The organism is Arthrobacter sp. Leaf141 (assembly GCF_001424565.1).
Classification (GTDB): domain Bacteria; phylum Actinomycetota; class Actinomycetes; order Actinomycetales; family Micrococcaceae; genus Arthrobacter.
Map to the genome: position 1 here is coordinate 304919 of NZ_LMOL01000005.1, position 26677 is coordinate 331595.

At 68.8% G+C, this 26677-nt stretch carries 14 protein-coding genes and 1 pseudogene; 9 read left to right on the plus strand and 6 right to left on the minus strand.

What is annotated here, in order from left to right:
- Positions 1 to 47: 47 nt before the first annotated feature.
- The 3 genes from ASF72_RS03960 to ASF72_RS03970 form a co-directional block, all read right to left on the minus strand.
- Positions 48 to 10574, minus strand: a complete 10527-nt coding sequence (locus tag ASF72_RS03960) for a non-ribosomal peptide synthetase (protein ID WP_056596849.1) — start codon at positions 10572 to 10574, stop codon at positions 48 to 50.
- 154 nt (positions 10575 to 10728) lie between these two features.
- On the minus strand, positions 10729 to 11016 hold the full coding sequence (locus tag ASF72_RS03965) for a hypothetical protein (protein ID WP_056596850.1): 288 nt from the start codon (positions 11014 to 11016) through the stop codon (positions 10729 to 10731).
- An 89-nt stretch (positions 11017 to 11105) separates the two neighbouring features.
- On the minus strand, positions 11106 to 12542 hold the full coding sequence (locus ASF72_RS03970) for a PucR family transcriptional regulator (protein ID WP_056596851.1): 1437 nt from the start codon (positions 12540 to 12542) through the stop codon (positions 11106 to 11108).
- Between the two features lie 156 nt (positions 12543 to 12698).
- Between ASF72_RS03970 and ASF72_RS03975 the strand changes: the two genes are divergently transcribed.
- Both ASF72_RS03975 and gabT read left to right on the plus strand, forming a co-directional pair.
- The gene (locus tag ASF72_RS03975; RefSeq protein WP_050685253.1) at positions 12699 to 14129 is read left to right on the plus strand and encodes an aminobutyraldehyde dehydrogenase; all 1431 of its coding nucleotides are present in this window, start codon (positions 12699 to 12701) and stop codon (positions 14127 to 14129) included.
- A gap of 45 nt (positions 14130 to 14174) precedes the next feature.
- Entirely contained in the window at positions 14175 to 15545 is a 1371-nt protein-coding gene (gene gabT / locus ASF72_RS03980; RefSeq protein ID WP_056596855.1) for a 4-aminobutyrate--2-oxoglutarate transaminase, read from the plus strand.
- A gap of 102 nt (positions 15546 to 15647) precedes the next feature.
- On the opposite strand, the gene rarD is transcribed toward gabT, so the two are convergent.
- Positions 15648 to 16655, minus strand: coding sequence for an EamA family transporter RarD (rarD, locus tag ASF72_RS03985; protein WP_082484016.1), 1008 nt, complete (start codon positions 16653 to 16655; stop codon positions 15648 to 15650).
- 113 nt (positions 16656 to 16768) lie between these two features.
- On the opposite strand from rarD, the gene ASF72_RS03990 reads away from it, so the two are divergent.
- The 7 genes from ASF72_RS03990 to ASF72_RS04020 all read left to right on the plus strand — a co-directional run bounded on the left by ASF72_RS03990 (position 16769) and on the right by ASF72_RS04020 (position 25138).
- Entirely contained in the window at positions 16769 to 17767 is a 999-nt protein-coding gene (locus ASF72_RS03990) for a DNA topoisomerase IB (protein WP_056596860.1), read from the plus strand.
- Positions 17768 to 17827: 60 nt separating this feature from the next.
- Positions 17828 to 19255, plus strand: a complete 1428-nt coding sequence (locus ASF72_RS03995) for an FAD-dependent oxidoreductase (protein WP_056596862.1) — start codon at positions 17828 to 17830, stop codon at positions 19253 to 19255.
- 79 nt (positions 19256 to 19334) lie between these two features.
- Positions 19335 to 20690: a helix-turn-helix domain-containing protein gene (locus ASF72_RS04000; protein WP_056596863.1), complete on the plus strand. Its 1356-nt coding sequence runs from the start codon at positions 19335 to 19337 to the stop codon at positions 20688 to 20690.
- A gap of 110 nt (positions 20691 to 20800) precedes the next feature.
- Positions 20801 to 22324 (plus strand): acetaldehyde dehydrogenase ExaC, encoded by a 1524-nt coding sequence (gene exaC, locus ASF72_RS04005; RefSeq protein ID WP_056596864.1) that lies wholly within the window; start codon positions 20801 to 20803, stop codon positions 22322 to 22324.
- A gap of 4 nt (positions 22325 to 22328) precedes the next feature.
- On the plus strand, positions 22329 to 22736 hold the full coding sequence (locus ASF72_RS04010; RefSeq protein WP_056596866.1) for a DUF779 domain-containing protein: 408 nt from the start codon (positions 22329 to 22331) through the stop codon (positions 22734 to 22736).
- A 161-nt stretch (positions 22737 to 22897) separates the two neighbouring features.
- Positions 22898 to 24448, plus strand: a complete 1551-nt coding sequence (locus ASF72_RS04015; protein WP_056596867.1) for an amino acid permease — start codon at positions 22898 to 22900, stop codon at positions 24446 to 24448.
- A 69-nt stretch (positions 24449 to 24517) separates the two neighbouring features.
- The gene (locus ASF72_RS04020) at positions 24518 to 25138 is read left to right on the plus strand and encodes a TetR/AcrR family transcriptional regulator (protein ID WP_050685250.1); all 621 of its coding nucleotides are present in this window, start codon (positions 24518 to 24520) and stop codon (positions 25136 to 25138) included.
- 12 nt (positions 25139 to 25150) lie between these two features.
- Here ASF72_RS04020 and ASF72_RS04025 read toward each other — a convergent pair whose 3' ends face one another.
- Together ASF72_RS04025 and ASF72_RS04030 are read right to left on the minus strand one after the other, a co-directional pair.
- On the minus strand, positions 25151 to 25786 hold the full coding sequence (locus ASF72_RS04025) for a DUF2461 domain-containing protein (RefSeq protein WP_050685251.1): 636 nt from the start codon (positions 25784 to 25786) through the stop codon (positions 25151 to 25153).
- A 192-nt stretch (positions 25787 to 25978) separates the two neighbouring features.
- Positions 25979 to 26677: pseudogene (locus ASF72_RS04030) on the minus strand (hypothetical protein); the annotation flags it as partial.

The following is a 26677-nucleotide window of genomic DNA, read 5'->3' on the forward strand; positions in this document are numbered from 1 at the left end:
TTCTGTCGTCGTATGGGGCGTCCCGTGTGCAACAGGAGCATCATCTGTTATTCGGCTCCGGCGCCCAGGTGGATGGCCAGCGCCGGCATGATTGTGCTGAGAGCCCGGTCACTTAGGAGCTGGGAGTGCCGGTCCGGGACGGGGATGTCGGTGATGGTTCCGGTGACGTAGGGGGTCCAGGACGTGGCGTCCGGGGTGCCGGCCGGTACCTGTTCGGTGGCACTGAAGAAGAGCAGGTCCCCGGCGAACACCTGCGGGCGTTCGTCCCTGATCAGCCGCGCCAACGCGGGGAAGTTCCCGGCCATGGCTTCTACGGAGTCGGTGGGAACGGTCCCCAGCGGGTTGTGGTTTTCGCGCAGGATTTCCTGGGCCCGGTGGACATCCACCGCGGCCAGGTCCTCGCCGGCCAGGTCATAGCCCTGCGCCTCGAGGTAGCTGGCCCAGAGGCCCGCCCCGCTGCCCGCTCCCGCATTGGATTCCTGGTTGTCCGGGAAGGCATCCAGGATGGCCAGGAACGCCACCTCATGGCCCAGGTCCTGCAGCCTCGTGGCCAGCCGGTGGGCCAGGTAGCCGCCGAAGGACCAGCCCAGCAGGTGGTACGGGCCTTCCGGCTGCACGGAACGGATCTGCGCGATGTAGTCATCGGCCAGGGCCGTCAGCGTTGCGGCGTCCACCGGGTGCGTGTTGCCGGGTTCCAGGCCAGGCATCTGCAGCCCGATCAGCGGCCGCTCCGGGTCCAGCCGGCCCAGCATGGCGGCGAAGCCCCAGCCGATCCCGGACGCCGGGTGCACGGCAAACAGCGGCGCCTTGCTCCCGGCGGTGCGCAGCGGCAGCAGCTGCCGCAGGCTGTCCGCGGCGCTTTCCGCCCCGCCCTTGGCAGCCTCGGCGAGCAGGCCTTCGACAGTGGGTGCCCGGAACAGGGACTGGACCTGCAGGTCAGTGCCCAGCGCGGCATTGATCTTGGCGATCAGCGGCCTGGCCAGGAATGAGTGCCCGCCCAGTTCGAAGAAGGACTCGTCCACGCCGGCGCGGTCCAGGGACAGCACCTCGGCGAAAATGCCGGCCACCGTCTTTTCCTGGGGCGTCCGCGGGGTGAGTCCCGCAGCCCGGGTGGCGGTGCCGGGATCGGGCAGCGCGGCCGTGTCCACCTTGCCGTGCGGCGTCAGCGGCACCGCCGGGATGACCAGAACTGCTGCCGGGACCATGTAGTCCGGCAGGAGCGCCCGGACATGGCTGCGGGCGGCGTCGGGCAGGCCTGCTGCAGGCCCGCCGTCGGACGGAACCACGTACCCCACCAGGCGCGCCGCGGCCCCGCTGCCAAAGGAGCGGACGACGGCGGCACGCACCCCGGGTGCGCCGCGCAGGGCGTTTTCAACTTCCCCGGTTTCCACGCGGAAGCCGCGGATTTTCAGCTGGCCGTCGTTGCGGCCGGCAAAAACGAGGCGGCCGTCGGCGTGCCGGAACACCACGTCGCCGGTGCGGTACATCCGCTCGCCGCCGCCGTGGAAGGGGTCTGCCACAAAGCGCTCCGCGGTGAGGTCCGGCCGGCCGCGGTAGCCGCGGGCCAGCTGGGTCCCGGCGATGTACAGTTCACCGGCGGCGCCGGGCAGCGTGTGCTGCAGCCTGTCATCCAGGACGTACAGCCGGGCGCCCGGGGTGGGCCGGCCCAGCTCCGGGGTGTCGCTGCCAGCCACCGCAGCCACCACGGTGTCCACCGTGGCCTCGGTGGGGCCATAGAGGTTCCAGGCCCGCACACCGGGACGTGCCGCGACGGAGGTCCAGAGGCCGGCGTCGAACGCTTCCCCACCCAGGGCGAGGCTGAACGCATCGGAACCGCCCGGGTGGCCGGCCAGGAGCCCGGCGAAATCCGGTTCGGCCAGGAGCTGGCGGAGGTAACCCGGCGTGGTTTCCCATGCGCTGATGCCCTCCGCGGCGAAGTAGGCGGCGAGCCCCGCCGGGTCCCGGCGGAGGTCGTCGGAGACCACATGCAGCTCGTGTCCGGCCACCAGCCAGAGGATCGGATCCCAGGAGGCGTCGAAGCCCACGCCGGTGGTGTGGGCCACCTTGCGCCGGGTGATCCCGGCGAGCAGGGTTTCCCGGTGCGCTGCCAGCAGGGCAGCCAACGCGCCATGGCTGACTTCCACACCCTTGGGCCGGCCGGTGGACCCGGACGTGAACATCACGGAGGCCAGGTCCCGCGGCGAGGGGGCGTAGGGGACGGCGTCCCCGGCGGCCTCCGTGCCGATGAGCTCCTCAAGCAGGAGTACCCGTGGTTGGGTGGCCAGGCCGGCGATGATGCCGTCCAGCCGGCCAGACACGCCAGCCGTGGTCAGCACCACCGGCGGGGCGGCGTCCTCAAGGATGGCGGCCACGCGGTGGTCCGGGTATTCGGTGTCGATCGGGTTGTAGGCAGCCCCGGCGGCCAGGACCCCCAGGAGGCCCTGGACCGTTCCAGCGGAGCGGGGCAGCAGCACGGACACCGTGCCGCCGCCTGCCCCGGCCGTGGTGAGTCCGGCGGCGATGCGTCGCGCGGTAGCCGCCAGGTCCGCAAACGTGGTGGCGGCGCCGTCGGCCACCAGCGCCACGGCGTCCGGGGTGGCGCTGACGGTGGCGGTAAACGCGGAGAGGAGATCCGCATCCACGGCGTGATCTGCCGACTGGGAGCGGGACCCTGCGGTGGCTGCCATGAGACGGAGGGCTTCGGGCCCGGCCAGCAGCGGCAGGGCCGAGAGCGGCGTGTCGGGAGCTGCCGAGGCGAGGTCAAGCAGGCGCAGGAAACCGTTCACCAGGCGTTGCGCCGTACCCGGTTCGAACATGGCGGCGTTGTAGTCCAGCGTGCCCGCCAGGGTGCCGTCGTCGCCGGGCCGGAAGGTGAAGGAGAGGTCGAACTTGGCCTCGCCGGACCCGGTTTCGGGCTCGGCGCTCACCGTAACGCCGGGCAGCTGGGGGACTGCCGGTGCGTCGCTGTCCACCGTGAGCATGGTCTGGAAGAGCGGATGCCGGCCCAGCTCACGCTCCGGCGCCACGGCTTCGACGAGCCGTTCGAATGGCACGTCGTCATTCTCGAACGCGTCCAGGATGCCGGCCCGGGACCGGCCCAGCAGCGTGCGCAGGTCCGGATCGCCGCCGGCGCTGACGCGCAGGGGCAGGGTGTTCACAAAGAAACCCACCAGCGGGGCAAGCAGCGGATCCGGACGGCCCGCGGTGGGGGAGCCAATCACCAGGTCATCGCCCGCGCCGGCCCGGTACAGGAACGCGGCAAGGCCGGCGTGAAGGGCCATAAACAGGCTGGCGTTCGACGACGACGCCAGGCTGTTCAGCGCCTTAACGCTTGCGGAATCCACCTGGAAGCCCAGCTGGCCGGCGGGTTGGCGCGGCTCGCGGGGCCGGCGGTGGTCAGCCGGGAGCATCAGTTCGGCGGGGATGCCGGCCAGTGCCTGCTGCCAGTGCGTCACCTTGGCCTCGAGCGCCGGGCCGGCCAGCTGCCGGCGCTGCCAGGTGCTGAAGTCGGCATACTGCAGCGGCAGCGGGTGCTGCTGTGCTGCGGTGTAGGCCAGGGACAGGTCCTGGGCCAACGGCGCCAGGGAGGCGCCGTCGCTGGCGATGTGATGCATCACCAGGTGCAGCACCCACTGGTCCTGTCCGCCGTCGGCCGGGAGCCGGATCAGCCGGGCGCGCAGCGGGATGTCGGACCGGACGTCGAAGCCTTGGCCGGCGTCGAGCCGCAGCAGGTCCTGGACGTCAGCCTGGGAACCGGCGGTGCTGACGGCCAGGGCCATGGCGGTGCCGGACGAAGCGGTTGTGCCGGTTGACCCCGGATCGCCTGGTCCTGGATCGCCTGAACCAGCGGCATCAGGAGCGGGCAGGATCAGCTGTTCCGGGACGCCGGACGTTTCCGGGTACACGGTCCGGAGGATTTCGTGCCGCCGGAACAGGGCGGCCACGGCCTTGGCCATTGCCCGCTCGTCCAGGTTGCCGGCCAGGCGCACGGCCAGGGAAATGTTGTAATCCGCGGCGCCGGGATCCAGCTGGTTCAGGAACCACATCCGGGACTGGGCGTAGGAGAGCTCCAGGCGGTCCGGACGGGCCGAATCCGGGCCGGCCAGCCACTCGGCCAGGGGCTCGGGCAGGTCCAGGGGCAGGTCGGCAGGGCCGGCGGGAGTTGTCCCCGTGGCACTGAGCGGCGCGTCCGGGCTGGCTGCCCCCGAGTCCCCGGCGGGCGGCAGCACCGCTGCCAGCAGCGCGGCGGGCGTGGGGGCATCGAACAGGGTGCGCAGCGGCACATCGCGGCCGAACGCCTCCCGGATCTTGCCCATCATGGCGATGGCCAGCAGCGAATGGCCGCCCAGGGTGAAGAAATCATCGTCCATGGACACGGTGTCCACCGCCAGGACGGCGCCGAAGATCCCGGCCATGGTGTGCTCATCGGCGGTCTGCGGTGCGGCGCCGTGGCCGGCCCCGGCTGCCACCGGTGCGGGGAGCGCCCTGCGGTCCAGCTTGCCGTGCGAGGTCAGCGGAATCCCGGGAATGGCCATGATGATGGCCGGCACCATGTACTCCGGCAGCCGCTCCGCCGCCACCGCGCGGACGTCCTCCGGGCTGGCCGTGCCGGTGTAGTAGGCCACAACGCGCTGGGCCGGATCGCCGTCGGGAAGGGCCACGGCCCGGTCCACGCCGGGAGCCAGGGCCAGGGCCGACTCGATCTCGCCCAGTTCGATCCGGAAGCCCCGGACCTTCACCTGCTCGTCATTGCGGGCAATGAACTCCAAGGACCCGTCGGCGCGCCGGCGCACCAGGTCGCCGGTGCGGTACATCCGGCTGCCGTCCAGGGCAAAGGGGTTGGCCACAAAACGGGAAGCGGTCTCGCCTGGGCGCCCGTCATAACCCTGCGCCATTCCCGCTCCCGCCAGGTACAGTTCGCCCGGAATCCCGGCGGGCACCAAGGCCAGGTGCTGGTCCAGGACCAGGGTGTCGGTGCCTGCGATGCCGCGGCCGATGCCGGGTACCGCACCATCGATCCTGGCCGTCACGGAATCAACCGTGAACTCCGTGGGGCCGTAGAAGTTGTAGGCCTCCACTTCCGGGGTGGCGGCCAGCTTCGCCCACAGGTCGGCGGATACCGCTTCGCCACCCAGGACCAGCAGCAGCGGCAAGTCTGCCGGGGCGCCGGTGGATGCTGCCGGCGTGGCCAGGCCCAGCTGCAGGAGCTGGGTGGCGTAGGACGGCGTGGTTTCCAGGACCCCGATGCGGTGCTCCCGGCAGTAACCCACCAGTGCTTCGGCATCGGAGCGCACGGCGTCCGCCACCAGGTGCAGTTCCGCGCCCGCAACCAGCCACAGCATGGGGTCCCAGGCAGCGTCGAAACCCAGGCCGGCGATGTGGGCCACCGCAACGGTGGCGGACCCTGCGGCAGCAAACCGCGGTGCGTACAGGGTGCGGTGGTGGTGCGAGTAGAGGTTGGCCAGCGCGCCATGGGACACGGCAACGCCTTTAGGCCGGCCGGTGGAGCCGGACGTGTACAGCACGTAGGCCAGGTCATCGGCGGCGGGCCGGCATGCGGCAAGGTCGGCGGCCGGAACGTCCGCGCCGCGGGCCAGCAAAGCCTCCACGGTGACGGTCCGGAGCCCGGTGGCGCGGCTGCTTGCGGGACCGGCAACGCCGGGCGTGCCGATCACCAAGGCCGGGGCGCCGTCGTCGAGAATCATGCCGATCCGCTCCGCGGGGTAGGTGAGGTCCACGGGAATGTAGACGCCACCCGCTGCCAGGACAGCCAGCGCTGCCGTCACCACGTCGGCGGTCCGGGGCAGGGCGACGGCCACCCTGTCGCCGGGCTCCACACCGAGGGCAATCAGCCCCCGGGCTGCCGCGTCGACGCGCTGCCGCAGCTGGTCGAAGCTGAGACCGTGGCCGCGGCCGGCTGCGTCCACCACCGCGGGGGAGGCCGGGATCCGGGCGGCGGTGGCGAGGAAGGCGTCCACCACGGTGCCCTCGGGACCGTCATTGTGGTTGCCGAGGCTGTGGCCCAGCACCCGGGCGTGCTGCTCGGGCGTCTGGATGCGGAGGCGGTCCAGGGTGATGGCGGGGTCCGCCGCGAACTGTTCCACCACGGCCAGGTACCCGGCCGCGAGCTGCGCCGCGGTGCCTGGCGTGAAGAGCCCCGGGTTGAAGGCAAGGCTGCCGGTGATCCCGCCGGTGCCCTCCGCCAGGTCCAGAAGCAGGTCGAACTTGGCTCCGCCGGGCTCCTGGCCGTGGTCGGCGCTGGCATCGAGTCCGTCCATGGCGAGCTCTGCGGGGACGGTGTTCTGCAGGGTCAGCATCACCTGGAAGAGCGGATGCCGGTGCTGGGAGCGGGCCGGGTTCAGTTCCTCCACCACCCGCTCGAAGGGTGCGTCCTGGTTGGCGTATGCGTGCAGGTTGGTGTACCTGACGCTCTCCACCAGCTCGCCGGCGGTGGGGTTGCCGGACGTGTTGGTGCGCAGCACCAGGGTGTTGACGAAGAACCCCACCAGGCTGTCCAGTTGGGTGTCCGTGCGGCCGGCCACGGGTGTGCCCAGGGGAATGTCATCGCCGGCGCCGGACTTGGTGAGCAGCGCGGCCAGCGCCGCCTGCAGCACCATAAAGAGGCTGGCGCTGTGGTTCCGGGCCAGCGCGTTGAGCCGCTCCGCCGTTTCGGGGCTGATGGCCAGCGGGACGGACGACGCCGGTCCGCCGGCCGGGTGCGCGGCCTCGTCGCGGGTGCCGCGTGCGTAGTCGAACGGCAGCAGCAGCTCTTCGGGGGCGCCGCGGAGTTCGCGGGTCCAGAAGTCGAGCTGCCGGGAGATGGGGCTTTCGGGATCCGCTTCGCTGCCCAGTTCGGCGCGCTGCCACAGGGTGTAGTCGGCGTACTGCACGGGCAGCGGCGCCAGCCCGGCCTCGCCGCCGGAGACGAGGCTGTTGTAGGCGGCGGACAGGTCCCGGGCCAGCGGTGCCAAGGACCAGCCATCGGCGGCAATGTGGTGCAGGGTGATGGCCAGGACATGGTGGTCCGGGGCCAGCTGGAAGAGGACGGCGCGAAGCGGCAGGTCGCGGCCCAGGTCGAACCCGCGGCCCGTTTCCGCTGCCAGCGCTGACGGCAGGTTCTGTTCGGTGCATTCCACGGCCAGCAGGGCCGGCCGGCCCTCCTCCGGGGACAGCACCCGCTGCGCCGGTTCGCCATCCACCAGCGGGAAGAGGGTCCGCAGGGTCTCGTGGCGGACGGCCAGCTGGCCGATGGCCTCCGCCAGCGCCGCCACGTCCAGTTTGCCCGGCAGGTTCAGGACCACGGGGATGTTGTAGGCACCGGATTCGGGAGCGAACCGGTTCAGGAACCACAGCCGGCGCTGGGCGAAGGACAGCGGCAGGACCTCGGGGCGTTCCGCCCTGACCAGCGGTCGCGCGGTGGCGGTGCCCAGTTCCAGGGTTTCCGCGAGCTCGGCCACGGTGGTCTTTTCGAACACAGTGCGCAGCGCCGGGGCCGTTCCGGTGCGGTCCCGCAGCAGGGCCACCAGCCGGGTGGCCAGCAGGGAGTGCCCGCCGAGGTCGAAGAAGTCGTCCTCAAGCCCGACTTCGGCCAGGCCCAGGACCTCCTTGAAGGCGTCGGCGACGATCCGTTCCCGTTCGTTTCGCGGGGCGGAGGCGGCGCGTTCCTGGTCCGGGACGGGCAGGGCGCGGGTGTCCAGCTTGCCGTTGGGCGTCAGCGGCAGCACAGGGATCTGGGTGATGGTGGCGGGCACCATGTAGTCGGGCAGGTGGCGCCGGGCCAGCCGGCGGAGTTCGGCGGTGTCCAGCGCGGTTAGGGCAACACCTGCGGGGGTCACATAGCCCAGGAGCTGGTCATACCCCGCCCGGTTCCGGCCCACTGTGACGGCCGCGTGTTCCACGCCGTCCAAGGCGCGCAGCACCTGCTCGATTTCGGCCAGTTCGATCCGGAAGCCCCGGATTTTGACCTGAGCGTCCAGGCGGCCCCGGAACTCCAGCGTCCCGTCCCCCTGCCGGCGCACAATGTCCCCGGTCCGGTACATCCGCGACCCGTCCACCGCGAAGGGGTCCGCCACGAAGCGCTCGGCGCTCAGGCCCGGCTGGTCGAGGTAGCCGCGGGCCAGGTTGATGCCGGCGACGTAGAGCTCGCCCACGGCGTTGTCCGGGACCGGGTTGAGGCCGGAGTCCAGGATGTAGTGCCGGGTGTTGGCCACGGAGCCGCCCAAGGTGGGTTCGGTGCCCGGTTCCATCACCGCAGTCAGTGAATCCACGGTGGTTTCGGTGGGGCCGTAGAAGTTGTAGGCCACCACGCCGTCCCGGCCGGCGAGGTCGTTCCAAAGCGGTGCGTCCACGGCTTCGCCGCCCAGGGCCACCACGGACGGGTGCCGGTCCTGGTCGAACAGGCCGCCGGCCACCAGCACCTTGGCGAAGGACGGGGTGGTTTCGATCGAGTCGATGCCGGTCCCGGACAGGTAGGCGCTGAGGGCCTCCGGGTCCCGGCGGGTCAGGTTGTCCACCAGGTGCAGTTCGTGCCCGCCGATGAGCCACAGGATGGGGTCCCAGGACGCGTCGAAGGACAGCCCAGCCGTGTGGGCCACCCGCAGTTTCCGGCCCAGCCGGGCCTCGGCGGGGCGGAAAATGGTGTCCCGGTGGGAGGTGTACAGGTTGAGCAGCGGCAGGTGTTCCACGCCGACGCCCTTGGGCCGGCCGGTGGAGCCGGAGGTGAAGATGACGTAAGCGAGGTCCTGCTGGCCCGCGGTGGGCAGCGGAGCGGCCGGGTCCTTGCCAGCCAGGCACGCCGCCATCAAGGCAGCGTCCAGCACGGTGACGGGTACGTCCGTCGCCAGTTCGTCGTGGCCAGGCCCGGAGTCGGAGCCTGCGGCGGTGAACGCGGTGGACGTCAGGAGCCGGACGGGGGCGGCGTCCTCGATCATGCCTTCCACGCGGCCGGCGGGGTAGTCGGGGTCCAGCGGAAGGTAGGCGGCTCCGCTTTTGAGTACAGCCAACAGGGCGATGGGGAGCAGCAGGCTCCGGTCCAGGCGGACGGCCACCGTGGTGCCCGGTCCGGCGCCGTGGCTTGCCAGGTACCGGGCCAGCTGGTTGGAACGGGCCTCCAGTTCGGCGAAGGTGAGGGTGCCGTCCCCGGCAACCACCGCTGTCCGGTCGGGGCCGGCGGCGGCGTTGAGCTGGAATTCCTCCACGATGGTGTGGCCGGGCAAGGCCTGGTCCCCGGCATCGCCGGCCGCCAGCAGGTCCAGCTCCTCGGCCTGCGTGGTGACCGTCAGGTCCGCCAGGGTGGCGCCGGGCTGCGTGGCAACGCGTTCCAGGAGGCGGACAAACCGGTCCACGTGCTGAACCAGGGCGGCCTGGCCGTAGAGGGCGGCGTTGGCTTCGAACTGCACTGTTGGGCTGCCGGCGCCCAGGCCGTGGACCACAATCGAGAGGTCGTCGACGGGGCCGGTGGACAGAATGTTTACGGTGCCCTGCGCCGGACCGAAAGCGATGCCGTCCAGCACGGGCAGGATGTTCACGGACGGACCCAGGTAACCGCCCTGGGTGGGGAGGTCCTCGTAGCGGAAGCGCTGATGGACCAGGGCATTGCGGAGGTTGCGGCCCACGGCGGCTGCCGTCTCCTGGACGGTGGCTCCCGGGTCCACGGCCAGCCGGACCGGAACAATGTTGGAGAGCATGGACGGAGTGGACTTGGCCAGGTTGCCGCGGCGCGCCGTCACCGGCAGGGCAACGGAGACCTCACGCTCGCCAGTGATCCGGTGCAGGTACAGCGATGCGGCGGTCAGGATCAGGGCGGGTGCGGTGGCGGCAGCGGACTCAAGGGCAGCAGCCGCGGGGGCGCGCAGGACCCGGGCGGCGCGGACCAGCGATCCCGCGGCGGCATCCGGCCGGCCGGCGAGGCCGGTGGCGGGCGCGGCGTCTGCCAGCTCGGCGTCCCAGAAGGCTTTGTCTGCGGTGGCTGCTGCGGAGCCGGCGTACCCGGCCTCGGCGGCCAGGAGGTCCTGGAGCGGGGCGAAGGCGGTGATGCCGGCGGAATCCGGATCTCCGGCGTCGTCCGCCAGCAGGTCGTTGTAGAGGCCGGCGACGCGGCGCAGGACCAGCACGGCGGAGTAGCCGTCGAGCAGGAGGTGGTGCACCCGCTGGTAGAAGAAGTGGCGGTCCGGGGCCAGCCGGATGAGCTCGGTGTGCAGGAGCTGGTCCGTGGCGGCGTCCCGGGGCAGGCCCAGGTCGGCGTCCATCAGGGCGCGGGCCTGCGCTTCCGGGTCCGGCGCGGCTGCCAGGTCGGTGACCTCCATGGTGGCGGCACCGGGGCGGGGGTACTGGAACGGCCCGTCGGTGTCCTCGGCGAAGCCCAGGTTCAGGGCGTCCGTGCCGGCCACGGCCCGTTCCAGCGCGCTGGCCAGGACGGCCTCATCCAGGGGACCGGTGATTTCGATGAACTGCCCGATCTGGAACATCGGGTTCTCCGGTGCCAGTTTCTGCGCGTACCAGATGCCGCGCTGGGCGGGCGTCAGGTCCAGCCGGGTGGCGTCGGGGACAGCGGGGTTCAGGGAATCGTGGGACATGGTCCTTCTCTGGTTGAGGGGCGCCAGGCCCGGAGGCCTCGGGGCACTGCAAAAGGGCCGCAGGGCATGGCAAAAGGGCCCGGGCCTGCGGCGGCAGCCCGGGAACGTTGTTCCGGCGCCGGCTCAAAGCCGGCGCCGCGGAATCAGCCGGGTGTTACTGGAACTGGCCGAACTGGAACGGGCCCACGTTGCCAATGCCCACCAGGGGGCCATCCACTACGGGGCCCTCCACCAGCGGACCGTTGATCAGGCCGCCGTTGAGGAACCCGCCGCTGAAGAGGCCGCTGAGGATAGTGGCGTCCTTGGCTGCGGCCACCTGCCCAACCTTTGTCCCGGCGTCGGACGTGGCTGCCTGGGCCGGAAGCGAGGTGGCGGCGAAGGCCGTCAGGGCCAGCAGGGAGGCGGCGGCGGTGCGGGTCAGGGTCTTGGCAGTCTTGTTCACAGTCATCTCCAGTCAGGTAGCAAATGTTTCCACACACCCGAAGGTGTCATAGGAGCATTCGGACCTGCTGGAATTCCGGATGGGAATTCCTACTTCCCCTGCCGTGCCGAGAGCCGCGCCACAGCCAACGCCAGCCAGAGCTGGACCCTGTCGGTGGTGACGGCGGGGTCGTACCCCGTCAGCTCAGTGATCTGTGCCAGCCGGTACCTGACGGTGTTGCGGTGCAGCGTGAGTTCCTCGGCAACGGCCGCCACGGAGCCGTTGTTGTTCAGGTAGCTTTCCAGCGTGGCCATCAGCTCCGCGCCGTGCGCCGCATCGAAGGTCCGCAGCGGATTCAAGGACTCGTGCGCCATGTCGGCGAGGGGCACGTCTTCGCTGGCCAGCAGCAGCGAGGTCAGGCTGAGGCGCTCCGGTTCGTTGACCGGCAGGCCGTGGCTGGCAGCGTCCCGGGCCTCGAAGTAGCTCCACCGCAGGCCGTTGGGTTTGGTGTAGGCGCCGCCGATGCCGATGGTGGCGTGGATGCCGGCCTCCGCGAGGTGGTCGCTGAGCTGGCGGGCCAGCGCCGGCGCCGTACCGCCGTCGTCATTGATCACCAGGACAAGGTCCTTGCCCACGACGGCGGCCACGGCGTTTCCGAGGCCGCGCGGCACCGAGGTGCTCCCCAGGGCCTTGTTATGGGCGGCGGAAACGGCCAGGAGCACCACGTTCTTCCGGGTGCTGTTCACGCCCACCCCGGCCAGCCGGCGCTGCGCCTCGCTGGTTTCCAGGGCCCCGTGGATCACGTCCTCCAGCACCTGCCCGCACAGGGCACGCTGGGCCTGCCGCTGCTTGACCATGTTGTTCAGCTCCACGCTGATCAGGTTCTGGGCGTAGCCAATGATCCCGGAGTCCTCAAAAGGCTGCCGGACCCAGAGCGTGCAGGCGTCCCGGCGGCCGGTGGGGATGGGGTAGGAGGACCACGTATCAGCGGCGGGGGATTCGCTGGTGCTGTTGTACAGCTGGGCCGTGAACTGGCTCAACGCGATGTCCGTCCGCAGCATGCTGCCCAGGTGCTTGAGGAGCTCCGCCAGGCCGCCGCCGGTCAGCAGCGCCCGGGCGAGGACCTGGTGCCCAGCGATGAGCCGCTCCAGCTTGGCGTAGTGGTCAGCGGACTGGGCGTCCGCCACGAGTTTGCCGATCGCGATGAACGGGGTCTCGTACGGGACCTCCACCACGGGCAGGCCCCAGCGGTTGGCTTCCGCCAGCAGCGCCGGCGGCACCGCATCATGCGTCAGGCCCACCCCGAAGCCGATCCCCACGGCCCCGGCCCGCTGGACCTGGCGGACAAACCGGCGCTGCTCCGGAGCGGACCGGAGGCGCAGCCCGGTGGTCAGCACCAGCTCGCCGCCGTTGATGAAGCGCTGCGGATCCTCAAGTTCCGTCACGGCCACCCAGTTGATGTCCTGGTTCCAGGTGGTTTCGGCGACTCCCACGTTGGACAGCTTCAGGGAGCCCACAGCAAGGAGGGCAGCAAGGGAAATGGCCATGCCACAAGGATAAACGGACGCTGGGCAACCGCACTAACCCCAGCGGCTAAAGGTGTGCAGGTGGCTATTCACGGCGGCAGGGTGCTGGCATAGGCTCAAGGCAGTTCCATCCATCCGCCCTGGCGCCGATGGCCCCTATGAAAGAGGTTGCACACCGTGGTCCAGACCTTGCAGAACTTCATCAACGGACAGTTCGTCACCCCGGCCGGCACCGACCTGCTGGACATCGTGAACCCCACCAACGGTGAGGTGGTGGCCCACTCGCCCGTCTCCGTGGCAGCAGACGTTGATGCAGCCATGGCGGCCGCCAAGGACGCGTTCCGCACGTGGAAGCACGTCACCCCCGGGCAGCGGCAGCTGATGCTGCTCAAGCTCGCGGACGCCGTTGAGGCGAACAGTGCTGAACTGGTCGAGGCCCAGCACCGCAACACCGGCCAGGTGCGTTCGCTGATCGCTTCGGAGGAAGTAGCCGCCGGCGCCGACCAGCTCCGCTTCTTCGCCGGCGCCGCCCGCATCCTGGAAGGCAAGTCCGCCGGCGAATACTTCGAGGGCCACACCTCCTACGTCCGCCGCGAACCCATCGGTGTGGTGGCGCAGGTGGCCCCCTGGAACTACCCGTTCCTGATGGCCATCTGGAAGATCGGCCCCGCGCTCGCCGCCGGCAACACCGTGGTCCTCAAACCCTCGGACACCACCCCCGAATCCACCCTGGTGCTGGCCCGGCTCGCAGGGGAGATCCTGCCCGCCGGTGTCCTGAACGTCGTCCTGGGCACCGGCGAGACCGGTTCGCTGATGGTGGAGCACAAGGTCCCCGGCCTGGTGTCCATCACCGGTTCGGTCCGGGCCGGCATCGCTGTGGCTTCCGGCGCCGCGAAGGGCCTCAAGCGCGCCCACCTGGAGCTGGGCGGCAAGGCACCCGCCATCGTGTTCAAGGACGCAGACCTCAAAAAGAGCGCAGCGGCCATCGCGGAGTTCGCCTTCTTCAACGCCGGCCAGGACTGCACGGCCATCACCCGGGTGCTGGTCCAGGACGAGGTGCACGACGACGTTGTGGCCGCCATGGTGGAGCACACCAAAACGCTGCACACCGGTTCGCAGGACGACGAAGAGAACTACTTCGGGCCGCTGAACAACGTCAACCACTTCAAGCAGGTCACCTCCGTGGTGGAAAACCTGCCCGCAAACTGCCGGATCGAAACCGGCGGCCACCGCGCAGGCGACAAGGGCTTCTTCTTCGAACCCACCATCATCACGGGCGCCAGGCAGACGGACGATGTGGTCCAGCAGGAAACGTTCGGCCCGGTCATCACCGTGCAGCGGTTCAGCACCGAAGCCGAAGCCGTGGAGCTGGCCAACGACGTGGACTACGCCCTGGCCTCCAGCATCTGGACCACCGACCACGGCACGGCCATGCGCCTGAGCCGCGACCTGGACTTCGGTGCAGTCTGGATCAACACCCACATCCTCCTCACCGCCGAAATGCCGCACGGCGGCTTCAAGCAGTCCGGTTACGGCAAGGACCTCTCCATGTACGGCGTGGAGGACTACACCCGCATCAAGCACGTGATGAGCGCGCTGGACTCCTGACCCCCATCCTCGCTCCGCAACCCCGGTTTCCCTGAAAGGCCTGACATGACCACCACAGCACCCGACATCACCTACCGCCTGGAGCAGAAGCGCCGCGTCCAGGCCGACTTCCCGGGCCCCAAGTCCGTGGCACTGACCGAACGCCGCAAGGCTGTGGTAGCTGCCGGCGTCGCCTCCAGCGTCCCCGTCTTTGTTGCCGACGCCGACGGCGGCATCATCCACGACGTCGACGGCAACTCCTTCATCGACCTCGGCTCAGGCATCGCGGTGACCAGCGTGGGCGCCTCCGATCCCGCCGTCGTGGGCGCCGTGAAGGAAGCCGTGGAGCACTTCACCCACACCTGCTTTATGGTCACCCCGTACGAAAGCTACGTGGCGGTTGCCGAACAGCTGAACCGGCTCACCCCGGGTGACCACGAAAAGCGCACCGTGCTCTTCAACTCCGGTGCCGAAGCCGTGGAAAACGCCGTCAAGGTGGCCCGCCTGGCCACCGGACGCGACGCCGTTGTGGCCTTCGACCACGCCTACCACGGCCGCACCAACCTGACCATGGCGCTGACCGCCAAGGCCATGCCGTACAAAACCAACTTCGGCCCGTTCGCGCCCGAGGTCTACCGCATGCCCATGAGCTACCCGTACCGCGAGGAAAACCCCTCGATCACGGGCGCCGAGGCCGCCAAGCGCGCCATCACCATGATCGAAAAGCAGATCGGCGGGGACCAGGTCGCCGCGATCATCATCGAGCCCATCCAGGGCGAGGGCGGCTTTATTGTCCCTGCCGAAGGCTTCCTGCCGGCCCTGGCCGACTGGGCCAAGGAAAAAGGCATCGTCTTCATCGCTGACGAGGTCCAGTCGGGCTTCTGCCGCACTGGTGAATGGTTCGCCGTCAACCACGAAGGCGTCATCCCGGACATCCTGACCATGGCCAAGGGCATCGCCGGCGGCATGCCGCTGTCCGCCATTACCGGCCGGGCAGACCTGCTCGACGCCGTCCACCCCGGCGGCCTCGGCGGCACCTACGGCGGCAACCCGGTGGCCTGCGCCGCCGCGCTGGCGTCCATCGGCTCCATGGAGCAGTACGACCTCGCCGGCCGTGCCCGCCACATCGAGGACGTGGCCACCACCCGGCTCCGCGCGCTGCAGTCAGAGCTCTCCGCCGCCGGGACCGGCGTGATCGGCGATGTCCGCGGCCGCGGCGCCATGCTGGCCATCGAGCTGGTCCAGGCCGGTTCCAAGGAGCCCAACACCGACCTGACCAAGGCCGTCGCCGCAGCCTGCCTCAAGGAGGGCGTCATCATCCTCACCTGCGGCACCTACGGCAACGTGATCCGCCTGCTCCCGCCGCTGGTCATCTCTGACGAGCTCCTGAACGACGGCCTGGACGTCCTGGCCGCCGCCATCAAGGCGCACGCCTAGGAACCTCACCCTGCACAAAGGCGGGCCAGTTTCGGCTGGCCCGCCTTTGGCGTCTCCGCGGGCGCTCCAGTAGCCGCGGGCGCTCCCGGTCCGCCGCTCCGGTCAGGCTGCTGCGGCGCGCAGGGCCCGTTTCCGGTCCACGGCGTGCCGCCGCGCGGTGGCCAGCATGTCGACGGTGAGCAGCAGCAGTGCCAGCCACACAACGCCGAAGCCGATCCACCGCTCCGCCGGCATGGCCTCCCGGAACACCAGCAGGGCAACAATGAACTGCAGGATCGGGGCCAGGTACTGCAGCAGGCCGATGGTGGTCATGGGAAGGCGGCGGGCCGAGGCGCCGAAAAACAGCAGCGGAATCGCTGTGATGATTCCCGATGCTGCCAGGATCCAGAAGTGCGCCGGCCCGTTGGTGGCCAGGGTGGCCGTGCCGTTGACTGCCAGGACGATCATGGTGATCCCGGCCAGCGGCGCCAGCACGGCGGTCTCCACGCTCAGGCTGGTCAGGGCGTCAACCCTGGCACCCACCCGTTTTTTCACAAAGCCGTAGAAGCCGAAGCTGAACGCCAGGGTGAGTGCGATCCACGGTAGCTTTCCGTAGGAATAGGTCAGGACGCCGACCGCCACAAACCCGGTTCCGACGGCGGCCCACTGCAGCGGGCGCAGCCGTTCCTTCAGGACGATCACGCCCAGCAGCACGGAGACCAGGGGGTTGATGAAGTAGCCCAGGGCTGCCTCCACGGCCTGGCCCGAGGTCACGCCGTAGGTATAGGTGAGCCAGTTGATGGCGATCAGCAGGGCAGCCAGCGCCAACGGAGCAAAGACCTTCCGGTCCCGCACCGCCGCGGCGATGGCCGGCCAGGAGCGGGTGACCGTGAGCAGGAGAGCGCAGAAAAGCAGCGACCACACAATCCGGTTGGCCACGATCTCAACCGCGCCGGCGGGCACCAGGACAATGAAGTAGAGCGGCAGCAGCCCCCACAGCCCGTATGCGCCGATCCCGAACAGGACCCCCGCCGTCGTCTCTTTATCCACGGCTTTGGGCCCGGCTCCCTGGACGGGAGGCGCGGTGGCCGGGTTGAGGCTGGCAGGGGCGGTTTGTTCGGGTGAGGGCACGCAACCATAACAGCAGGCTTCCGGCAGGTATTCCACGCGTGCCGGGCGGCAATCCCGGCATTGGTCAGTAGGCTTGCTTTTATGACATCAGCGGAACTGCCGGCCACCGCCCCATGAGGCTCCGGCGCAGCAACGCCTCAGGGCGTGGATACCGGCGCATCCCTGCCGGAAAAGGGTTCAGCTACCGGGACCTGGACGGCTCCACCGTGCCGGCCGGAGACATCCGGGACCGCCTGGACAGCATCGGGATCCCGCCGGCGTGGACGGACGTGTGGATTGCCCCGTTCGAAAATGGCCACATCCAGGCCACCGGGGTGGACGCCGTGGGGCGGCGGCAGTACATCTACCATCCGGAATGGCGGCAACGGAAGGACCGGCTGAAGTTCGTCAGGTCCCTGCAGCTGGCCGAATCCCTGCCATCGGCCCGGCGGATGGTCACCGTGGACCTGCGCAGCGAAGGCTTCTCCCGCGAACGGGTGCTGGCCGGGGCGTTCCGGATGCTGGACAGCGGATCACTGCGGGTGGGCTCCGAACGGTACACCAACGAAAACGGCAGCCGCGGGCTGGCCACCCTGCTGTGCGCGCACGCCCAGGTCCGCCAGGACAGGATCCTGCTGGCGTTTCCCGCCAAGAGCGGCAAGGACTGGGAATCGGAAATCCGCGACGCCGACCTCGCCGCCCTGGTGCGCCAGCTCAAGAAGCGCGGCGGCAAGGCCCGGCTGCTCGCCTACAAGGAGGGCAGGAACTGGCGCCCGGTCACCAGCTCCGACATCAACGCCTACGTCAAGGAACGCACCGGCTCCGACTTCACCGCCAAGGATTTCCGCACCCTGCGCGGCACCATTGCTGCCGCCGGCAGCCTGGCCCGGACCGGTCCGCGGCCCACCGTTGCCAAAAGGAAGCGGGCCGTCAGCGCCGCCATGCAGGCTGCCGCCGAGGTGCTGGGCAACACCCCGTCCATCGCCCGGAAAAGCTACGTGGACCCGCGCGTGCTGGACCACTACAACAATGGCGAGACCATCGACCCCAAACGGCCGGACTCCGCCGAGTCCGAACTGCGGGCGCTGCTTTACCGGGAAGGCGCGGTGGTTCCGCTGGCCAAAAGCGGCTAAGGCCTAGAATTGGGAACTGTGCGCCGGTGCGGCGCACCCGCATCGTCAGAAGGGCCCCCGGTGACCAACCACAGCGCCTCCGCCGCCACCCGTCCCCTCCGCGTCGCCATCGTGGGGGCTGGGCCCGCGGGTGTGTACGCCGCCGATATCCTCACCAAATCCAGCGGCGTCAAGGACGGCGACTTCGAGGTCAGCATCGACCTCTTCGAGGCCTATCCCGCACCCTACGGCCTGATCCGCTACGGCGTGGCCCCTGACCATCCCCGGATCAAGGGGATCGTCAACGCATTGCACAAGGTCCTGGACCGCGGCGACATCCGCTTCCTGGGGAACGTGGCCTACGGCAGGGACCTCACCCTGCACGACTTCCGGGCCTTCTACGACGCCGTGATCTTCTCCACCGGCGCCATCCGGGACGCCGACCTGGACATTCCCGGCATCGGCATGGCCGGCTCCTACGGCGGCGCGGACTTCGTATCCTGGTATGACGGCCACCCGGACGTCCCCCGGGAGTGGCCGCTGGAGGCCCGGGAAATCGCCGTGATCGGCAACGGCAACGTGGCCCTTGACGTGGCGCGCATGCTGGTCAAGCACCCGGAGGAACTGCTCAGCACCGAAATCCCGGACAACGTCTACCAGGGCCTGAAATCCTCACCTGTCACCGATGTGCACGTCTTTGGCCGGCGCGGCCCCGCCCAGGTCAAGTTCACGCCGCTGGAGCTGCGCGAGCTCAGCCACATGAACGACGTGGACATTGTGCTGTACCCGGAGGACTTCGAGTTCGACGAGGCCTCCGATGAGGCCATCCGCAGCAACAACCAGATCAAAACCATGGTGAACACGCTGACCAACTGGCTTGTCGAAGAGCACGCCGAAGCCGAGGAACCCTCCTCCCGCCGGCTGCACCTGCACTTCCTGCACAGCCCGGTGGAAATCCAGGACGGCGGCACAGGCTCGGTCTCGGGGATCAAGTTCGAGCGGATGCAGCTGGACGGCACCGGCAACGCCAAAGGCACGGGGGAGTTCGTTGAATACCCGGTCCAGGCCGTCTACCGGGCCATCGGTTACCACGGCTCGCCGCTGGCGGAACTGGAATACGACGCCAAGCGCGGTGTCATTCCCAATGAGGGCGGCCGGGTCCTCGACGCTGCCGGGGCCGCTGTCCCCGGTATCTACGCCACAGGCTGGATCAAGCGCGGACCGGTGGGCCTGATCGGCCACACCAAGGGCGACGCCCTGGAAACCATCGGCTTCCTGCTGGAGGACAGGCTCACGCTGCCGCCGGCGCAGAACCCCGACCCGCAGGCCATCATCGACCTCCTTGAGGAGCGCGGCGTCGAATACACCACGTGGGAGGGCTGGAACCGGCTCGACGCCCACGAAGCCGCCCTGGGCGCCGCCTGGACCGCGGACGGGTCCAGCGGGGTGGCCCGCGAACGGATCAAGGTGGTTCCCCGGGAGGACATGGTCCGGATTTCCCGCGACTGAGGATCCCGCCCGGGGACTTCCGGGCGGGGTTAGAATGGCCGGGCCGGCAGCTTGATGCCGCCCATCACCTGGGAGTTCAATGCCGAACGTGAGCCAGCCGCCGGGTGCGGCCACCACCCAGCGTGCCGCCATGGCCGGCCACGAGTTCCTGGACCACGGAATGCCCGGCGGAACACCTGAGATCCCGGGCCTGCGCCGGCTGATCCGGGAGTCCTGGCAACGGTCCGCGCGCCTGCAGGCCAACCCGGATAACCCCGCCGCCCCGCTGGCCCTGGACCGGGACGAGCTGGAGGACTACCGGCGCCGCCACCCGCTGGCCGCGATCATGCCTGTGATCAACCGGCTCCTGGTCCAGCCCAGCCACGACAGCGGCCTGCTGGTGGCCGTGGGTGACGAGGTGGGCCGGCTGCTGTGGGTGGACGGCGACCCGGACCTGCAGCGCCGGGCCGAAGGCATGATGTTTGTCCCCGGCGCGGACTGGTCCGAAGCCACCGTGGGGACCAGCGCCCCCGGAACCGCGCTGGCCCTGGGCCGGGGCATCCAGATCGCCGGGGCCGAGCACTACCAGCGCGCGGTGCACTCCTGGAGCTGCACGGCCGTGCCGTTCCACGACCCCGACTCCGGCGCCGTCCTGGGCGTTGTGGACATCACCGGCAAAGCCTCCGCCGTGGCGCCGCACACCCTTTCCCTGGTGGAGGCCACGGTGGCCGCGGCGCAGGCCCAGCTGCGGGTGGAACGGCTCCAGCTCGCCGCGTCCCTTGCCGGCAGGCCCGCCAGGCGGCGGTCCGCGGCGCCGCCGGCGGCAGTCCGGGAAGGCAGCCTCTACCGGAACAGCCTCCAACTGCTGGGCCGGGACCAGGCGCTGCTGAGCCTGCAGGGCCGGACCGTTGCGTTGTCCGCCCGTCACAGCGAGATCCTGGCCCTGCTCAGCACCCACCCGGACGGGCTCAACGCGGAGGAGCTCAGCGGGTTGCTGTACCCGGGGGAGGGCTCCACCATCACCTTGCGCGCCGAGATGGTCCGGCTCCGCAAGATCCTGCAGCAGCTTCATCCGGACGCCGTCCCCACCTCCCGGCCGTACCGGCTGCCCGTTGACGTGGTCCCCGATTCGGGGCAGGTCCTCAGCTGCCTGCAGCGGGGGGCCCACCGGATGGCCCTGAAAATCTACGGTGGGGCGGTGCTGCCGCACTCCGAGGCGCCGGGAATCATCACCTTGCGGGGCAGGGTCTCGGCCCTGCTCCGCGAGGCGATCCTCACCGACGGCAGCGCCGAGTCACTGCTCCGGTACGCCGAACTTCCCGAGGCAAGGAACGACGTCGGCGTCCGGCGCGCCGCGCTCCGGCTCCTCCCTGCCCGCTCACCCAAGCGGGCGGCAGTTGTGGACGAACTGGAACGGATCGACGACGAACTCCGGGCATCCCCGGCAACCCCCTGACATTCCTCCTCCGGGTTGCAACCTTGCTGCAACCTGCACCCTCCTAGGCTGGCTGCAACGGCGGGCGCCCGCACCAGGCCGCCGCCTCATGCACAGCAAAGGAGCTCGCAATGACTGTTTACGCACAGCCCGGCACCGACGGATCGAAGGTCACCTTCAAGGACCGCTACGAGAACTGGATCGGCGGCGAGTGGGTGGCCCCCGTCAAAGGCCAGTACTTCGAAAACATCACCCCCGTAACGGGCAAGCCCTTCTGCGAAGTGGCCCGGGGAACCGCCGAAGACATCGAACTGGCACTGGACGCGGCCCACAAGGTGGCGCCGTCCTGGGGCAAGACCTCCGTGGCCGAGCGCGCCGCCATCCTGAACAAGATCGCCGACCGCATCGACGAAAACCTGGAAATGCTCGCCGTCGCCGAGTCCTGGGACAACGGCAAACCCGTCCGCGAGACCCTCAACGCCGACATGCCCCTCGCCGCGGACCACTTCCGCTACTTCGCCTCCGCCGTGCGCGCCCAGGAAGGCAGGCTGTCGCAGCTGGACGAAGACACCACTGCCTACCACTTCCACGAGCCCCTGGGCGTGGTGGGCCAGATCATCCCGTGGAACTTCCCCATCCTTATGGCCGTCTGGAAGCTCGCGCCGGCCCTCGCTGCCGGCAACGCGGTGGTCCTGAAACCGGCCGAACAGACGCCCACTTCCATCCTGGTGCTGATGGAGCTGATCGGTGATCTGCTGCCGGCCGGGGTCATCAATGTGGTCAACGGATTCGGTGTTGAGGCTGGCAAACCGCTCGCCTCCAGCTCCCGGATCCGGAAGATCGCCTTCACCGGCGAAACCACCACCGGGCGCCTGATCAGCCAGTACGCCAGCCAGAACCTCATTCCGGTCACCCTTGAACTGGGCGGCAAGAGCCCCAACATCTTCTTCAACGACGTGGCCCAGGAAAACGACGCGTTCTACGACAAGGCCCAGGAGGGCTTCGCCCTGTTCGCGTTCAACCAGGGCGAGGTGTGCACCTGCCCGTCCCGCGCCCTGGTCCAGGACGGGATCTACGATTCCTTTATGGCCGACGCCATCGCCCGGGTGGGCAAGATGGTGCAGGGCAACCCGCTGGACACCGACACCCAGGTGGGCGCACAGGCATCCAACGACCAGCTCGAAAAGATCCTCTCCTACCTGGACATCGGCAGGCAGGAAGGCGCCAAGGTCCTCATCGGCGGTGCCCGGGCAGAACTGTCCGGCGACCTGGCCGGCGGCTACTACGTCCAGCCCACGGTGTTCGAAGGCCACAACCGGATGCGGATCTTCCAGGAGGAAATCTTCGGCCCGGTGGTATCGGTCACCCGGTTCAGCGACTACAACGACGCCATGGGCATCGCCAACGACACCCTGTACGGCCTGGGCGCCGGCGTTTGGTCCCGGAACGGCAACGTCGCCTACCGTGCCGGCCGGGAAATCCAGGCGGGCCGTGTGTGGGTCAACAACTACCACGCCTACCCGGCCGGTGCCGCGTTCGGCGGCTACAAGTCCTCGGGCATCGGCCGTGAGAACCACGCAATGATGCTGGACCACTACCAGCAGACCAAGAACCTCCTGGTCAGCTACGACGAGAACAAGCTCGGCTTCTTCTAAGCCGATGACTGCAGAACCGATCAACGCCGCCGTGACGCTGCCCGGGGAAGACTTTTCCCGGGTGGCGCTCACGCCCGCTGCGGTGGACCTGCTGGCCAAGCTGTGGGAGCAGCACGGCCCGCTGATGTTCCACCAGTCCGGCGGGTGCTGCGACGGGTCTTCACCCATGTGCTACCCGGCCGGCGAATTCATCACCGGCGACTCCGACGTGCTGCTGGGCCGCTTCGACGTCTTCGGCGGCACCGACCCCCGGCCCCTTGAGTTCTGGATGTCGCGGGAGCAGTTCAATTACTGGAGCCACACCCATCTCACCGTCGATGTGGTGCAGGGCCGCGGGAGCGGGTTCTCGGTTGAGGCACCGGAAGGCAAACGCTTCCTGATCAGGTCAACGCTGATGGATTGGCCCGCCTGAAACGGCGTACCGATCGGCGTTGGCACCGGGCCGGTGCCCGGCCGTGTGCTGCGGCCGGGCACCTCGTCCGTCTCAAAATTTGAGACGAATATAGCCGTCCAGTGGATGGACACTATCGTTGATAGGTCTGTTTCCAGCCAAAACCAGGATTGTGATCCCCAATGAACCTTCGCCGGACAAAATCCATTGAGCAGTCGATTGCCGACGCCGATGAACCCGGGCGCAAGCTCAAACGCTCACTGAGTACCTGGGACCTGATGATCATGGGCGTCGCCGTTGCCGTGGGGGCCGGAATCTTCTCCGTGGGCGCCAAGGCTGCCGCCAACTTCTCAGGCCCCGCCGTGACGCTGTCCTTCGCCATCGCCGCCATCACCTGTGCGCTGGCCATCATGTGCTACGCCGAATTCGCCACCGCGATCCCCGTGGCTGGCTCCGCGTATGTTTTCACGTACGCCACCATGGGCGAGCTGCTCGCCTGGATCATTGGCTGGAACCTGATCCTGGAACTCTTCACAGCGGCCGCGGTGATCGCCAAGTACTGGGGCATTTACCTCAGCAACGTGTTCGCGCTGATGGGTGCCGACGTTCCGCCGGCCATCTCCCTGGGCGGCGTTGACCTCTACTGGGGCGCCTTCCTGATCGTTGCCATCTTCACCGTGCTCCTGGTGCTGGGCACCAAGCTGTCCGCCCGTGTGGGCAACGTCTTTACCCTGATCAAGATCGCCGTGGTCCTGTTTGTGATCGTGGTGGGCTTCACCTACGTGAAGTTTGAAAACTACGCCCCGTTCATTCCTGCGGCCGAGCCCACCGCCGGCACCGGCGCTGCCGACGTCCTTAAGCAGTCGTTCTTCGGGTTCCTCACCGGGGCGGCCCCCGCGCAGTACGGCACGCTGGGCGTCTTCGCCGGTGCTGCGCTCGTGTTCTTCGCCTTCATCGGCTTCGACGTGGTGGCAACCTCAGCCGAGGAAGTGAAGAACCCGCAGAAGACTCTCCCGCGCGGCATCTTCGGTGGCCTGGCCCTCGTGACCATCCTTTACATCCTGGTTTCCCTCGCGCTGACCGGGATGGTGTCCTATACACAGCTGGCAGAGGCGGAGAACCCCACCCTGACCACCGCCTTCGAAGCGGTGGGGGACACCACCGCTGCCAAGGTCATTGCGTTCGGTTCCCTGGTGGGCCTGACCACGGTGATCATGGTGCTGCTGATGGGCCTGTCCCGCGTGGTCCTGGCCATGAGCCGCGACGGCCTGCTGCCGCGCTCCCTGTCCAAAACCAGCGACAAACGCTCCACCCCGGTGCGACTCCAGATCATCTGCGGCGCCGCAGTTGCCGTGGTGGCCGGTTTGACCAACGTGGACCTGCTCGAGGAAATGATCAACATCGGCACCCTCTCCGCCTTTGTGGTGGTGAGCCTGGGCATCCTGGTGCTGCGCCGGAAGCGCCCGGACCTCAAGCCCGCCTTCCGGGTACCCTTCGGGAAGGTCCTGCCGGTGGTCTCCGCAATCCTGTGCCTCTACCTGATGACCAACCTGGCCGTGGAAACCTGGATCTTCTTTGTGATCTGGCTCCTGATCGGGCTGGCCATCTACTTCGCGTACGGGCAGCGGCACTCACGCCTCAACGAGCGCTTCAGCGCGGCCAGCACGGCGGTGAACGGGACTGCCGCCCCGGAGTCCCAGCCCGACGACCGCGACGAGTACACCCGCGCCTGACCATCCGTATCTGCCCGCCCGGGTCCTCCCGGGCGGGCAGAGCCATGCCCGGCTCCTAGGATTGATCCCATGGCACGCCTGACCCGCCCCGAACGTAAAGCCGAGCTCCTGGGCGCCATCCTGGACTACCTGATGGATAAAACCCTTGCCGAGGTCACCTTCCGCAGCCTCGCGGAAGGCCTCGGTGTGAGCTCCTACGTGCTGGTGTACCACTTCGGCAGCCGCGAGCAACTGATCACCGACATTGTGGTGTCCATCGAATCCCGCCTGGACAGGATGCGGAACACCGACGTACGGGACATCGACAGGGACGCCTGGCGGGACTTCCTGCTCGAATCCTGGCAGTGGACCATGGCCCAGCGGAACCGGCACCTGACCCGCCTGGAATTCGAAGCCACCGCCCAGGACATCGTTGCCGCCGAACCCCGCGGCACATCCCAACAGCACTTCCGGCTGCTGCACCACAAAACCCGGGACTGGCTGCAGGTTCAGGGCATCGCCGAAGAGTTTGCGGACACCGACGCTCGGCTCTTCACTGCAACCTTTTACGGCCTGCAGTTCGACTTTGTGGTGATGAATGAGCCGGAAGCCGCCACCAACGCCTTCCGGCTTATGCTGGCGGTCTTCTTCACCAACCTGGACACCCGTCTCCTGGCAGCAGCGCAGCCGGCCCCGGAAACCCCCGCCTAGCCCTACTTCCAGTCAGGGCGCAGCATGCCGGCCCATCCACTCAACCAGCGGACGCAACGCATCCCACAGTTGCGCGGTTTCCTGTGCCGCTGCGGGCGTAGCAAGCCAGTCCGGCCGGCCAAGGTCCTTGCCGGCTGCCAGGGTCCTGTACCGGAGGAGATCCGCCCGCGGGTGGTTCGAGGGAAAACCGCGCGGCACGTTCCGTAGCGTTTCGCCCTCCACCTCGAAACCTGTCGCTTCCAGTGCTTCGACGATGCGCCGGAGCGCCTCACCGGTCCCGGCCGCATCCACCGAGTTCCGGTACCTGGCAAGCTGCGCCGGCGAAACGGTGTGGCAGCCGGCCCCCACTGCCAGGCCGTCCGCTCCGATGTGCAGGTAATACCCGAGGCCTTCCTGCACCGCGGCGAAGGCGCCCTGCGCCGTTTTGTAGGGCGGGCCGTTCTGGAAAAACCGCATGTCCCGCTGGGGGCGGAACACCTTTCCCGGGCCGAACCGCGGTTCGAGCCCGGCCAGGAGCGCCAGCAGCGGCTCCCGCACCAGCGACCGGTAGCGGGGGCTGTTCTCCAGCCACCACTCCCGGTTGTTGTTTTCCTGGAGCTCCGCGTAGAACCCGAAAGCACCTGAGGGAATGCCCTGGAACGTTGTCATACGCCGATCCTAGGCAGGCCCGGGAAAAGCCGATACGGAGCACTGAGCCTATGTGGATAACGCGGGCCGGGACTCATACAGGGGAAGCGAATTCCAGCTGGACTGCTCCCCAGGAGCCGGCCGGAGAAATCCGGTTCCGCCTCGTGGGGAGCAGCGCCAGGAAGCCAGGGGCTCTGCCGCGAAGGACTCCCGTTAAAGGACGGCGGGGGTTGCGGCGGAGGTTTTCGCGGTGGTGTTGTAGCCGGTTTTGGTTCCGGTGACGGTTACGGTGAGGGTTTTGCCGGTATCGGTTGCGACGGGTTTGTAGGTGGCCGCGGTGGCGCCGGTGATGCTCACGCCGTTGGCTTTCCACTGGTACGCCAGCGTCACTGGTGCGGGTCCCCAGGTGCCCGGAACTGCGGTCAGCGTGGAACCGACCCGGGCAGTGCCGGTGATGGTCGGAACCGGTGCCGCCAGGGTGCCTTTCGCGACCACGGCTGTGGCTGCGGAGGTCCTGGATACTGCGGGGTACCCGGCCTTGTTTCCGGTGACCTTCACAGTGATGGTCTTGCCGTAGTCGGCGCCAACCGGCGTGTAGGTTTTCCCTGCCGCGCCGGTGATGGCGGTCCCGGAACGGAACCACTGATAGCTCATCGCATCCGGTGTAGGTGACCAGGTTCCTGGGACTGCCGTCAGGGCCCGGCCCACCTGTGGGGTCCCGCTGATGGAGGGTACCGGAGTTGAGGACCAGATCCATCCCGCATTAAGGGTGTACGTCTTGCCCCAGCTTGCGTTGCCGCTGTACCCGTAGATTTTGATGTAGGCCCGGCCCACCGGAAGGTTTATCTGTTGGCTGGCGAGCCAGGTGCCGTCGGCGTTGTTGCCGGTGAGGTCGAAGTTGTAGAGGGTGGT

Coding starts and splice junctions, on each gene's coding strand:
- exaC (WP_056596864.1), top strand. CDS start 20,801: ATGACTGTTTACGCACAGCCCGGCACCGACGGATCGAAGGTCACCTTC.
- ASF72_RS04015 (WP_056596867.1), top strand. CDS start 22,898: ATGAACCTTCGCCGGACAAAATCCATTGAGCAGTCGATTGCCGACGCC.
- gabT (WP_056596855.1), top strand. CDS start 14,175: ATGACCACCACAGCACCCGACATCACCTACCGCCTGGAGCAGAAGCGC.
- ASF72_RS04010 (WP_056596866.1), top strand. CDS start 22,329: ATGACTGCAGAACCGATCAACGCCGCCGTGACGCTGCCCGGGGAAGAC.
- ASF72_RS04020 (WP_050685250.1), top strand. CDS start 24,518: ATGGCACGCCTGACCCGCCCCGAACGTAAAGCCGAGCTCCTGGGCGCC.
- ASF72_RS04000 (WP_056596863.1), top strand. CDS start 19,335: ATGCCGAACGTGAGCCAGCCGCCGGGTGCGGCCACCACCCAGCGTGCC.
- ASF72_RS04025 (WP_050685251.1), bottom strand. CDS start 25,786: ATGACAACGTTCCAGGGCATTCCCTCAGGTGCTTTCGGGTTCTACGCG.
- ASF72_RS03960 (WP_056596849.1), bottom strand. CDS start 10,574: ATGTCCCACGATTCCCTGAACCCCGCTGTCCCCGACGCCACCCGGCTG.
- ASF72_RS03970 (WP_056596851.1), bottom strand. CDS start 12,542: ATGGCCATTTCCCTTGCTGCCCTCCTTGCTGTGGGCTCCCTGAAGCTG.
- ASF72_RS03990 (WP_056596860.1), top strand. CDS start 16,769: ATGAGGCTCCGGCGCAGCAACGCCTCAGGGCGTGGATACCGGCGCATC.